Source organism: Hyphomicrobium sp. D-2, from assembly GCF_029872155.1.
Taxonomy (GTDB): Bacteria; Pseudomonadota; Alphaproteobacteria; order Rhizobiales; family Hyphomicrobiaceae; genus Hyphomicrobium_A.
This window is the reverse complement of sequence record NZ_JARXLA010000003.1, coordinates 276708-289546: the sequence shown is the minus strand read 5'-3', so window position 1 is coordinate 289546 and position 12839 is coordinate 276708. Positions and strand designations below refer to the sequence as shown.

Sequence of the window (12839 nt, the reverse complement as noted above, 5' to 3'; positions counted from 1 at the left end):
TTAAGCTGAGCTTTGGCGCCTCCCCGGCACGATAGGCTAGCCTGCCCCGTGGTCGGCCAGATTTTCCTACGCTTCTGCCGTGGGTTAGCCAAGTCGGTTGGCGGTCTCCCCGCCTCCCGGCAGAAGCATTGAAACTGTCACAAAACATCGGACGTTACCGGCTATTGTGCTCTGGCAACGTCTGCACTAATTGCACTGTCCCGCTCGCATCCAGTCATCGGCGGGTTATAGACGTTCGAGACGTTCATCCTTTGCTTCAGGAGATGCGATTTGGAAGGTGTCCTCATCATTGGCGCCGGTGCCGCTGGCTCTGTCACCGCGCAGAAGTGCGCGATGAACCGTGACGTGTTCAAGCGCATCCATCTGGCCTCGCGCCGCCTGGCGAGCTGCGAAGCGGTGGCCAAGCGCTGTGTGACGCCTATCGAGATCAGCCAGGTTGACGCCGACAACGTTGCCGAGACGGTGGCGCTGATCAACCGCGTCAAGCCCGATCTCGTCATCAACATGGCCCTGCCCTATCAGGACCTGCCGATCATGGACGCGTGCCTGGAAGCGGGCGTGCATTACATGGACACGGCCAACTACGAGCCGCGCGACGTCGCCAAGTTCGAATACTCCTGGCAGTGGAAGTACCAGGACCGTTTTGCCGACAAAGGCATCATGGCGATCCTCGGCTGCGGCTTCGACCCCGGCCAGTCGAACATCTATTGCGCCTACGCGCAGGAATTCCTGTTCGACACCATCGAGACGATCGACATCATCGACTGCAACGATGGCAGCCACGGCAAGGCGTTTGCCACCAACTTTAATCCGGAGATCAATCTCCGCGAGGTGACGCAGCGCGGCAAATACTGGAAGAACGGCGAGTGGATCGACATCGATCCGCTGTCGATCTCGGCCATGATCGATTACCCGGAAGTCGGCCCGCGCAAGAGCTACCTGATCTATCACGAGGAAGAAGAGAGCCTCGTCGAGAACATCAAGGGCCTGAAGCAGATCCGCTTCTGGATGACCTTCTCCGACAACTACATCAAGCACCTGGAAGTGCTGCAGAATGTGGGCATGACGCGTATCGACCCGGTTATGTACAAGGGCAACCCGGTGATCCCGATGGAGTTCCTGAAGGAGCTGCTGCCGCCGCCGTCGTCGCTTGGCGAGGGCTACACCGGCCGCACGTCCATCGGTTGCATCTTCACCGGCACCAAGGACGGCAAGCCCAAGCGCGCCATGATCTATAACGTCTGCCACCATGAGCATGCGTTCAAGGAAACCGGCGCGCAGGCGGTGTCGTACACCACGGGCGTGCCGCCGGTCGTCGGCGCGATGATGCTGTTCGACGGCTCATGGAAGAAGCCGGGCGGCGTTTACAACGTCGAGCAGCTTCCGCCGAAGCCGTTCATGGACGAGATCGGCAAGCAGGGCCTGCCGTGGCACGTGCGTGAACTGGAGACGGACGAGCAGGCCGAGCTGTTCGCAGTCGAGACCTAATCGGGGTTCCCGCGCATCTCCTCCAGCGCCAAGTGAACCTCAACGACTTCAGCGAAAGGGTGGCGCAAGCCGCCCTTTTGCACGTCATAGTCTAGACGCCGCCGAGTGTATGGTAGGCGGCGCCTGAACAGCGGGCCAGACACAGCGGGTAGACAACCGGGGGAGACCATGACCGTCGAGGCCGCGCCGCTGGAAACTGTGCCATCGCTCTCCAATGGTACCGGGCATCCCAATGCCGACGGCGCGATCGCCACGCAGCCCAACCCGGCCTCAGACACTTCACCGCGTCACGTCATTGTCACCGTACACGGCACCAACAGCCAGCACCCGGACGATAACGGCGAGCGCTGGTGGCAGACGGGTTCGCCGTTTGCAACCCAGATCGCCGCCGCGTTGACCCGATGCGGCCTCACCAACATTGAAGTCCTGCCGGTGCACTGGAGTGGGCAGAACTCCGATTTCGACCGCCTGCGCGCCGCCGCCGAGCTGGCGAAGACGCTGCGCAAGCTGGAAAAATCCGGCACGTCCTATTCCATCATCGCCCACAGCCACGGCGGCAACGTCACCGCTGAAGCCCTCGCCCTGCTGCCGCCCTCCGCGCTGCGTGGCGGTGTTGTGACGTTCGGCACGCCGTTCTTCACCCGCAAACTCAAAACGGTGCCGTGGCTGATCGCGCTGTTTCAGGCCGCGATGGGCATCATCATCGCGCCGATCATGCTCTGGTATCTGATTACGATCCTTGGCGGCGGCGGCACCAAATGGTTCGAGACCATCGTTTTCTTCGGCGGCCTGCTGTTGCTGTCCATCTGGAGCGCGCAGCGCGGTCTGCGCACCCTGCTGTGGCGTCGGCGCGCGCGCTATCGGTGCGCCCGGGGCATCAAACCCGGGCAATGGCTGGTGATCCACAGCCCGCGCGATGAAGCGATGCGGCTCTTGGAAACCGCGGCGGCGATCTCGCCGCAATACGTCACCGTTGCCGCTGCCAGGCGCTCACTCACGGCGTTCGCGCGGCTTGCCGGGGTTGTCGGCACGCTCGCGTTCTTCACTGCAACCGCCAGCTACTTTTTCACTCCGGTGTTCGAAAAGGTGAAGGCCGGCAACTTCGGCCTCGGCGCAGCGGCTGACCTGACATTCCTGCTGCTCGTGCCGATTGTTTACCTCGCGATCTACGGCGCAGTCTGGCTGATCGCTCGTCTCGGCGGCGCGTGGGCATGGGCGAAAACCCTGACCGCCGCCATTCACGGAGGTGTCGTCGGCGCGGCGTATGGTGGCGATGCCGCCTTTGCGCTCAAGGGCGTCAGCCAGTTTCCACCCTACGTGAAGGAACTCAATGAGGCGCGGATCGAAGCCATCAACCTGGGTGGCATTGACGACGACGCGATCTTTGTCGCCGCGCGCAAACTGTACGCTTCAGTGCTCGCCACGGACGCGGTCGAAGGGGGCCTCGCTGATCCCGACACGATGTGGAAACACCTGAGCGATGCGCTCTATCACAACGCCTACATGCGCGACGAACGGGTTATCAAAACCGTCTGCGACCACATCAGCCGATTTCAGGGAACAGGCAACCCCGGCAGAGTGCGCTAACGGCGCAACCGCCGCAACTTCCGCCACTTTCAACCAACCTTCCGCAATGCCATATACGGGCACCCGACGACCGGGTGAACGCTGCAAGGACTGCCAATGACGACGCCCAACCTGCCCACCTCGATGGCCACGCCCGCCTATGTGCTCGACGTCGCGGCGCTGAAGCGCAACCTTGAAACGGTTGTGCGGCTGAAGCGGGAATCCGGCGCCAGGGTGCTGCTCGCCACCAAGGCGTGGGCGATGCCCGACGCCTTCCCGCTGATGCGCGACGCGTTCGATGGCTCAACGGCCAGCGGCGAATATGAAGCCCGCATGGGCTTTGAGGACTTCGGCAAGGACGTACACGTCTATGCGCCGGCCTACGCCCCGGGTGAGGTCGAGCGCCTGATTGCGCACGCCCATCACATCTATTTCAATTCGCCCGAGCAGATCGCGCAGTTCGGTCCCATCGCCAAGGCGGCGGGTGCAAAGATCGGCGTGCGCATCAACCCCGGCTATTCCAACGCGACGCTGGGCGGTGCGCTGTATGATCCGTGCGCGCCGTGCTCTCGCTTCGGCACCACCCGCGCCGACATCGACAAGCTGCCGTGGGACGAGATCGACATCTTCCACGCCCACACGCTGTGCGAAAGCCTAGCCGATGGTTCGGTCGGATTGATCGAGCACATCGCGCGTGAGTTCGCGCCCTACATCCGCAAGGTGAAGGCGGTGAACTTCGGCGGCGGGCATTTCATCAACAAGCCGGGCTATGACCTCGACAAGCTGATCGCCGCCGTCAAGGCGTTCCGCGAGCAGTTCAACGTCGAGGTGTTCCTTGAGCCTGGCGGCGGCATCGTAGTCAACACCGGCTATCTCGTTGCCACCGTCATCGGCCTGCACTGGAACGAGAAGAACCTCGCCATCCTCGACACATCGGCGAGCTGCCACATGCCCGACGTGCTGGAAGTGCCGTACACGCCCGACATCATCGGCGCCGGCAAGCCCGGTGAGTACGCGCATGACTATGTGCTGGGCGGCAAGACCTGCATGACCGGCGACGTGATCGGCGAATACTCGTTCCCCGAGCCATTACAGGTGGGCAGCCGCATCGTCTTCACCGACATGATGCAGTATTCATTCGTGAAGAACACGACCTTCAATGGTACGCCTCGGCCGGACCTCGCCATCCTCGACGAGGACGGCACATATCGCGTCGTGCGCTCGTTCGGCTATGAGGACTACCGCCAGCAGCTCGGCAGCTGACTTTCGTCAATCCGGCAGTGGCAGGTCTCATTGAAAAGCTAAAGCGGCATCGCGATTCATAAGAAAAGCGATGTCGCGCTAATGTGACCGCCGGGGCTGCCCCCTGCCGTATTGTTGAATTTTGTCGCTTGGGATATTGATCCGGGCACCGGATTAACCCCTCACCTGCACGGCAGCGGGCAATCTGCCCGACAACACGCCGCCGTGCGTTCCATCCAAGCCTCACCAGAATAGCCGAATAAAGCCATGAATATTCATTTTCTCTACGGCACGGTCAGCGGTACGGCCGAGATGCTCTGCGACAGTCTCAAGGACGATCTGGGCGATGCCCACGACTGCCAGATCTCGTCGCTGGATGAAGTCGAGCCCGGCGAGTTTGATGCCGATACGCTCTATATTCTGGTGAGCGCCACTTACGGTAGCGGGCAATTGCCCGACAATGCGCAGCCGTTCCTGGATACGCTGGAGCGCGAGAAGCCGGATCTCAGCTCGGTGCGCTTTGCTATTTTCGGTCTTGGCGACCGCTCATTCGGGCCGACGTTCGCTAACGGATCGCAGACGCTGTTGACTGGAATGCTGGCCTGCAATGCGCAGCAGATTGGCGAGCGCGGCATTCACGACGCTTCGTCGGAGGACTTCCCGCAGGATGCCGCGCTGCCGTGGCTGAAGGATATTCTGGTCAAGGCAGCCGCCTGAAAGCGTTGAACGGCTACGCAGCGACGTTCACGACTTAGCGTGACGTCGCGATGCGCGCGCCATGCAGAAATCTGGCCCGCGTTATCAGTGCCGGGCCGTAATGGGCAGGCTGATATAAAGGAAGCTGGGCAGCCCCAAACGATAGGGCTGGTCGGGGCGAATGAGGTTGGTTCTGGTCTTCTCGTCCAGCCACTCGCGCTGGCGTTCCAGCGCCGCCGTGCGGTTGGCCCCAGCGCTCAGCATTTCCCGCGTGTAAAGCGTCGCCGCTTCAAAGCCAATCGCAGCACCAACACCCGCAGCCAAAACAGCGACAGCAACGGCGACACCGTTTGCGTAGCCATTTGTGCTGCGCGAACCGGGCGCAAAGCGCGTCAACAGCTCGGCGCATTGGCGGGCGAGAAATCTGCCGGCGAGAACCGCGCATGCGCCGATGACGGCATGGGCAGCGAGCTCAGCATATTTGGAGTCGAACACCAACTGGTTGTTGAACAGAAAGCTGAAGCCACAGCACACTACGAACCACGCCCACGGCGATGTCAGCGTTGATGGAAGCTGCAGGCCCGATCTGCTACCGGGCGCAGCGATACCGTCGGCGCGTTCGTCCGGCAACCTTGCGACAAGCTCTTCTGTCGTATGCGCCAAAGTCCCTCCATCGCGGTGCGGCGAGTGACGTTGGCTGAAATGCTAACTGTCGAAGGCTTAACGGTCGCTTCGTCGGAATGTCGCGCTCCACAACAAAGTTGTCGCACCAATAGGTCATGACGGCGCGTAATACACCACAAGATATGCGTTGGATGTTTTCTTCGCGGTCGACGCGACAATTCTTGCCACAGGCAAATTGCTCAAGCCCAATTTATGCAAGAGCACTTGCATCCTGCAGAAATGCAAGTGCTCGTCAGCGCAGTGTCTTGCGCACTGGGATCAAGCCTTCAGCCGCCATGCGTGCAGCCTCTGCTCGATAAGGGCTTGCCAGATATGTGCCGAGCACGCGCTTTTCCGACGAGAAGAATGAAAGCTCTTCCAGCGCAAGGCGAACCATGCGGTCGGATGGATGGCCTTCAATGTCGGCGTAGAACATCGTGGCGTTGAACGTGCCTTCAAGCTGATAGCTCTCCAGTTTTGTCATGTTAACGCCGTTGGTGGCGAAACCGCCGAGCGCCTTGTAGAGCGCGGCGGGAACGTTGCGCACGCGGAAGATGAACGTGGTGATGACAGGGCCGTCCTCCGGCAACGCATCATCGGCTTCGGAGGCCAGCACGACGAAGCGCGTCGTGTTGTGCATTTCGTCCTCAACATCGTTCATCAGGATGTCGAGGCCGTAGATCTCAGCAGCCAGCGTCGAGGCAATCGCCGCCAGACTGGCATCCTTCATCTCGCTGACGATGCGTGCCGAACCAGCGGTGTCGGCTTCCGGTACCGGCTTCAGGCCGAGTTCGATCAGCTTGCGGCGGCATTGGCCCAGCGCCTGCGTGTGCGACAGCACCTTTTTCACCGACTGCAGGCTGGCGCCGGGAATGGCCATCAGCTGATGGCGCACGCGCAGGAAGTGTTCGCCAACGATATAAAGCTCGGCCTGCGGCAACAGGTGATGGATATCGGCGACACGCCCGGCGACCGAGTTCTCGATCGGGATCATGGCCAGGCGCGCCTCACCATTCTTCACCGCCAGCAGCGCATCCTCGAACGTCGGGCACGCAACGGCTTCCATATCTGGAAACGCCTCGCGGCAGGCCAGATGCGAGTTCGCGCCCGGCTCGCCCTGATAGGCAATACGTCCGGAGGCCGGCACGCTGGCAGAAGATTTTGCACCCGCAGGTGCACCGCTCGTTGATTGGGACATGATCGCTGGGATGCTTTGGCGGCAAACAGATGCCTGCGGTTTGAAAAAACCGTCAGACTTCGGCTCGCGGAGGGTTCAGACGGCCCCCAGGAGGCGGCGCGCCCGCTCGAGGTCGGCCGGAGTATCGACACCGAGCGGAACAGTGTCAACGACGGTCACATCGATGCGCATGCCGGCTTCCAGCGCCCGCAACTGCTCCAGCTTTTCGCGCTGTTCGAGCGGCGAAGGTTGCAGCGACACGAAGCGCGACAGGGCCGGGCGGCGATAGGCGTAAATGCCGATGTGATGGTACAGCGGGCCCTCGCCATGGGGGGCGATGGCGCGTGTAAAATAGAGGGCGCGCAGGTGCGTGGCGGATGCATCGACGGGCGAGCCGACCACCTTCACCACATTAGGATTGGTGCGTTCTTCGGCCTCGGTAATCTCAGCCGCCAGCGTAGCGATGTCGACCGAAGCATTGGTCAGCGGCGCCACGCAAGCCGAGATCAGATGCGGCTCCAGCGTCGGCAGATCCCCCTGCAGGTTGACGATGGTGTCGATGCGGCCAGCAGGATCGATGCTTTCCACCGCCTCATAGATGCGGTCCGATCCGGAGGCGTGATCGGTTCGGGTCATCACGGCTTCTCCGCCCGCCGCCTGCACCGCCTGCAGGATTTCGTCGGCGTCGGTGGCCACCACCACGCGCCCCGCGTTGGCCGCCATGGCCCGGCGCCAGACCTGCACGATCATGGGCGCCCCGGCGATATCCAGCATCGGTTTGCCCGGCAGCCGGGTGGCCTGCATACGGGCCGGAATGACGATAAGTGTATTGGCCGGGGTGCCCGAGGGGCTGCTGGACGGCGTATTAGGCAATGGAACACCTGATCGGGTTAGGCTGCCCATGGGACGGCTTATGTACCCAAAGAACAATGGCCGAAGGGGACCGGGCGAGGCAATTGGTCCCGGCGCGATGCACATAGAACGACGCCCACTGCGGTTGCAAGCCGATGTGGAGTTTCTATAGTCGCGCACACGCTTCGGCAGCGAGCCGAAAGCGGCCGCGGAGCGAACAATGCAAGTTGATACTTTCGAACTTTCGAAGATCGCCGGCGCTTTTATCTGCGCCCTTCTGGTGATCGTCGCCTCCCGCGTAGCCATCGAAATCGGCCAGCACCACAGCACGCCGCAGGCGCCGGGCTACGTGTTGCCGATGCCGAGCGCCGATGGTCCTGCGGCGGGCGGTGGTGGTGCTGCTCCGGCGACAGAAGCGCCAGCCGCATTTGATCCGGCCGCGGTTGCTCAGGCCGCAGAAAGCGCCAGCGTCGATGCCGGCGCCAAGGTATTCAAGAAGTGCAGCGCATGCCACACCGCGGAAGCGGGCGGCGCCAATAAGGTCGGGCCCAATCTTGGCGGGCTTGTCGGCCGGGGCAAGGGTTCGCACGCAGGATTTGCCTATTCCGACGCCATGAAGGCCAAGGGTGGCGACTGGTCGATGGCTGATCTCGCCTCGTTCCTGCACAACCCCAAGGAATTCGTGCCGGGCACGAAGATGATGTTCCCCGGCATCAAGGACTCTACCGAGTTGGCCGATCTGATCGCTTACCTCAACAGCAACAAGTAGTTGCATGGGCGGCGGAGCGGAGCGCAGCGCGTCTGCATCGCACGGCCCACCCATCAACGACAATTGCGGCTCCGCTCTCCAGCGGGGCCGTTTTCGTATCTGCACGGCCACGCCGTCGTGGCCTCGATGCTGCTCAGCCAAGGGGCCGCAAACAGTTAACTGGCATCAAACGGTGGCGGTTAAGCTGTCCATGAGGCTAAAAATGACAGCAAGTTAACTCGCCCCCGCCGCCGTATTTTGCGACTCTGGCGCCTGTTGGCATATCTGTTGTTCTTTTGCGGCGCCCTGCCGTCGGTTTTCCGCGCAGCGGCGTCTTCCAGCTCTCGTCGTGATCATCAAGGGAATTCACCTGGTGCACCTGCGTCTTGACGCCCCCGCCGCCTGCCTCGCAGCTCTTCTTTGCCTGACGATGGCCACCGCCACCTTTGCCCAGGAGCCGGCATCGCCTTCGGTACAGGCAGAGCAACCCGTGCCGGTTGCAGATCCTGCCGCCCCCACCGCAGCGCCGCCAGCCAACGAAGCATCGGAACCGGCCAGCCCTCCTCCCGCAGCAGCGGAAGCACCGGCTACACCTGATGGCCAGACTGCTGCACCTGCGGAAGCCGCACAACAGGAAGCACAGCCGACCGCGCCGGAAGCACCGGCCGCAGAAGCTCCAGCCGCCGCTGTTGAACAGCACCCGCGCCACCATGCACTTTCGCTGATGGGCGATCCGGCCTTCCCAGAAGGCTTCAGCCATTTCGATTGGGTCAACCCGGATGCACCGAAGGGCGGCACCCTGCGCGCCTTCGCTCAAGGTTCGTTCGACAGCCTCAACCCGTTCTCGGTGAAGGGCGATCCGGCCGGTGGCCTCGGACTGATCTACGACTCGCTGATGTCGAGCAGCCCGGACGAGCCTTCGACCGAATACGGGCTGATCGCAGAATGGGTTTCCTATCCGCCGGATTTCTCGTCCGTCACCTTCGGCATCAATCCCAAAGCGCGCTTCCATGACGGCACGCCGGTTACGCCCGAAGACGTGATCTTCTCGTTCGAAGGCCAGAAGGCGGCCCATCCGCGCTCGGCGTTCTATTACAAGAACGTCGTCAAGGCAGAGAAGACCGGCGACAACGAGGTGACCTTCACCTTCGACGTCACCGGCAACCGCGAATTGCCGCTTATTCTCGGTCAGCTCAACGTTGTACCGAAGGCATTCTGGGAGGCGGCAGGCCCAGACGGCGAGAAGCGCGACATCACCAAATCGACGCTAGAAATGCCGGTGGGCTCTGGACCCTATCGCATCAAGAGCTTCGACCCCGGCCGCGGCATCACCTTCGAGCGCGTGAAAGATTATTGGGCGCAGGATCTGCCAGTCGCCAAGGGCCAATGGAACTTTGACGAGTTCAAGCTGACGTACTTCCTCGACCGCACGCCGGGCTTTGAGGAATTCAAATCGGGCAAGATCGACTACTGGCAGGAGACGACCGCGAGCCAGTGGGCCACCGGTTATGACTTCCCCGCGATCCGCAACGGTCAGGTGAAGAAGGAAGCCATTCCGGTGCGTCGCGTCGCGCCGATGCAGTCGTTCGTGTTCAACCAGCGCCGCAAGCAGTTCCAGGACCCGCGCGTGCGCCAGGCCTTCAATCTCGCCTTCAACTTTGAAGAGGCCAACAAGAAGCTGTTCTACGATTCCTATGTGCGCGTGGGCAGCTTCTTCGACAATTCCGAGCTGGCTGCAAAGGGGCTGCCGGAAGGGCGCGAGTTGGAAATCCTGCAGGAAGTGAAAGACGAAGTTCCGCCGGAGGTCTTCACCACCGAATGGAAGAACCCGGTGAACAAGACGCCGGAAGACTTCCGCAACAACATGCGCGAAGCCTCCAAACTGCTGCAGGAAGCAGGCTGGAAGCTGCAGGAAGTTGAAGTGGACGACGGCGAATGCGGCACGTTCTGCTCGATCATGCGCAGCGTCGGTCTTTCGTCGGCCAACACCACGAACCATCTGCGTAACGACAAGGGCGAGACGCTGAACGCAGAGTTCCTGGTCCAGTCGCCCGACTTCCAGAAAATCGTGCTGCCGTATGTGCAGGATCTGAAGAAGCTCGGCATCAATGCATCGATCCGCATGGTCGACAGCGCCCAGTACAAGCGCCGTGAAGACTCACGCGATTACGACGTCATCATCGACAACTTCGCGCAGTCGGAATCGCCCGGCAACGAGCAGCGCGATTTCTGGGGCTCAGCCGCCGCCGACCGCGAGGGTTCCACCAATACGGCCGGCATCCGCAATCCCGCCATCGACAAGCTGATCGACAAGGTCGTGTTCGCCACGACACGCGAAGAGCTGGTTGCAGCCACCCACGCACTCGATCGCGTGCTGCTGTGGAACCACTACGTCGTGCCGCAGTGGCATTATCCCTATGAGCGGATCGCCTACTGGGACATCTTCGGCCGCCCTGACAAGCTGCCCTCGCAAACGTCGTCGCTGTCGCGCGTCTGGTGGATGGACGCCGACAAGCAGAAAGCTCTCAACGCTGTGCAGGGACGCTGATCATCATGCTGCATTCGTTCTCAGCCCAGCGGCACGGGCCAAGCCGACGCCGGAACTTTGCAGCGGCTTTAGCACTTGCAGGAGCGGCGATGTCATTCGTCGCCGCTCCGCTCAGCGCCGAACCTAGGCACGGCCTTTCCACGTTCGGCGAGCTGAAATACGGACCGGACTTCAAGCACTTTGAATATGCCAACCCGGACGCGCCAAAGGGCGGACGCTTTTCCTCCACCGGCACCGGCGGCACAAAGACATTCGACAGCTTCAACGCCTTTATCCTGAAGGGCGACTCTGCGCAGGGCCTTGAGTATCTGTTCGACAGCCTGATGACGCGGGCGATGGACGAGCCCGACGCCGCCTATGGTCTGGTGGCTGAAAGCGCCGACGTTGCCGAAGACGGCCGCTCCGTCGTTTTCAAGCTGCGCCCCGAAGCGAAATTCTCTGACGGCACGCCGTTAACCGCCGACGACGTGGTGTTCTCGCTCGAAGTGCTGAAGGAAAAGGGCCACCCCAATTATTCGCTATCGTTGCGCGATGTGGTGAAGGCCGAGGCGATCGATCCGCACACGGTGCGCTACGAATTCAAAGGCAACCTGATCCGCGATCTGCCGCTGACGGTTGCGGGGCTGCCGATCCTGTCGAAGGCGTTTTACACCAAGCATCCGTTCGATCAGTCGTCGCTGGAAAAGCCCGTGGGCTCGGGGCCGTACGAGATCGGCAACTTCAAGCCCGGCACGTTTGTTGCCTACAAGCGACGGCCGGATTACTGGGCCAAGGATCTTGCGGTCAATCGCGGGCGCTTCAACTTCGATGAGGTCCGCTACGAATATTTCCGCGATCGCACGCTGGAGCTGGAAGGCCTGAAGTCGGGCACGTTCGACTATCGCGAGGAGTTCACCTCGATCGACTGGGCGACCGCATATGACATTCCGGCGGTGAAGGAAGGCCGGCTGCAGCGGCTCATCATGCCGGACGGCCGCCCATCTGGCGCGCAGGGCTTCTTCATCAACACGCGCAAGGACCAGTTCAAGGACAAGCGCGTGCGCGAAGCACTGGATCTTGCGTTCGACTTCGAATGGTCGAACAAGAACCTGTTCTTTGATCTCTACTCACGCACGCAAAGCTTCTTTGAAAATTCGGAGCTGAAGGCATCCGGCCTGCCCAGCGCTGCGGAGCTAGCGTTGCTTGAGCCATTCAAAGATAAGCTGCCGCCGGAAGTGTTCAGCGAGCCCTATGTGCCGCCGGTGACCGATGGATCGGGCCGCAATCGCGATAACCTGCGCAAGGCGCATCAGCTGCTGGCCGAGGCCGGCTATGGCCAGGGCGGCAAACCGCTAAACGTGGAAATCCTTTCCTTCGAGGAAGGCTTCGACCGTATCATCATTCCGTACATCGAGAACCTGAAGCGCATCGGCGTCAACGCATCGCTGCGCCGTGTCGATCCCGCACAGTATGAACGGCGCATCAAGTCGTTCGACTTCGATCTCGCGATCCAGCGCTACGCGCTGCGGCTGACACCGGGCATCGAGGTAAAAACCTACTGGGGGTCAGATGCTGCCAAGATCGACGGCAGCTTCAATCTGCCCGGCATCGCCGATCCTGTTGTTGATGCATTGATCGACAGGATGGTGGAAGCAAAATCGCGCGAAGAACTCACCGTTGCGGCGCGTGCGCTGGACCGTGTGTTGCGGGCCGGAAATTATTGGGTTCCGCAGTGGTACAAGGCGTCACATAATGTCGCTTTCTGGGATATGTACGGGCGTCCCGCTGTGAAGCCGAAGTATGACGACGGCGTAATCGACACGTGGTGGTTCGACGCCGACAAGGCCGCCAAACTGAAAAGACCGTAAGCCCGAGCGGAG

The 12839-nt window shown here is 61.5% G+C and carries 10 protein-coding genes; 7 read left to right on the top strand and 3 right to left on the bottom strand.

Annotation, left to right across the window (positions count from 1 at the left end; translation table 11 throughout):
• The first annotated feature begins 270 nt into the window (after nt 1-270).
• The 4 genes from QEZ49_RS07235 (at nt 271) to QEZ49_RS07220 (ending at nt 5013) form a co-directional block, all read left to right on the top strand.
• Nucleotides 271-1488, top strand: coding sequence for a saccharopine dehydrogenase family protein (locus QEZ49_RS07235; protein WP_173954646.1), 1218 nt, complete (start codon nt 271-273; stop codon nt 1486-1488).
• 168 nt (nt 1489-1656) lie between these two features.
• Nucleotides 1657-3075 (top strand): hypothetical protein, encoded by a 1419-nt coding sequence (locus QEZ49_RS07230; RefSeq protein WP_280385524.1) that lies wholly within the window; start codon nt 1657-1659, stop codon nt 3073-3075.
• 96 nt (nt 3076-3171) lie between these two features.
• Nucleotides 3172-4317 (top strand): carboxynorspermidine decarboxylase, encoded by a 1146-nt coding sequence (nspC, locus tag QEZ49_RS07225; RefSeq protein WP_280385522.1) that lies wholly within the window; start codon nt 3172-3174, stop codon nt 4315-4317.
• Nucleotides 4318-4563: 246 nt separating this feature from the next.
• Nucleotides 4564-5013 (top strand): flavodoxin domain-containing protein, encoded by a 450-nt coding sequence (locus QEZ49_RS07220; RefSeq protein ID WP_280385520.1) that lies wholly within the window; start codon nt 4564-4566, stop codon nt 5011-5013.
• A gap of 84 nt (nt 5014-5097) precedes the next feature.
• Here QEZ49_RS07220 and QEZ49_RS07215 read toward each other — a convergent pair whose 3' ends face one another.
• The 3 genes from QEZ49_RS07215 to QEZ49_RS07205 all read right to left on the bottom strand — a co-directional run bounded on the left by QEZ49_RS07215 (nt 5098) and on the right by QEZ49_RS07205 (nt 7705).
• On the bottom strand, nt 5098-5655 hold the full coding sequence (locus QEZ49_RS07215; protein WP_280385518.1) for a hypothetical protein: 558 nt from the start codon (nt 5653-5655) through the stop codon (nt 5098-5100).
• A 253-nt stretch (nt 5656-5908) separates the two neighbouring features.
• Nucleotides 5909-6853, bottom strand: a complete 945-nt coding sequence (locus tag QEZ49_RS07210) for a prephenate dehydratase (protein ID WP_280385516.1) — start codon at nt 6851-6853, stop codon at nt 5909-5911.
• A 75-nt stretch (nt 6854-6928) separates the two neighbouring features.
• Nucleotides 6929-7705, bottom strand: coding sequence for a 3-deoxy-manno-octulosonate cytidylyltransferase (locus QEZ49_RS07205; RefSeq protein WP_280385514.1), 777 nt, complete (start codon nt 7703-7705; stop codon nt 6929-6931).
• A 199-nt stretch (nt 7706-7904) separates the two neighbouring features.
• Between QEZ49_RS07205 and QEZ49_RS07200 the strand changes: the two genes are divergently transcribed.
• The 3 genes from QEZ49_RS07200 to QEZ49_RS07190 all read left to right on the top strand — a co-directional run bounded on the left by QEZ49_RS07200 (nt 7905) and on the right by QEZ49_RS07190 (nt 12827).
• On the top strand, nt 7905-8453 hold the full coding sequence (locus QEZ49_RS07200) for a cytochrome c family protein (protein ID WP_280385512.1): 549 nt from the start codon (nt 7905-7907) through the stop codon (nt 8451-8453).
• 352 nt (nt 8454-8805) lie between these two features.
• The gene (locus tag QEZ49_RS07195) at nt 8806-10980 is read left to right on the top strand and encodes an extracellular solute-binding protein (RefSeq protein WP_280385510.1); all 2175 of its coding nucleotides are present in this window, start codon (nt 8806-8808) and stop codon (nt 10978-10980) included.
• An 89-nt stretch (nt 10981-11069) separates the two neighbouring features.
• Complete coding sequence (locus QEZ49_RS07190; RefSeq protein WP_280385508.1) at nt 11070-12827, top strand: extracellular solute-binding protein; 1758 nt, start codon at nt 11070-11072, stop codon at nt 12825-12827.
• Nucleotides 12828-12839 lie beyond the last annotated feature (12 nt).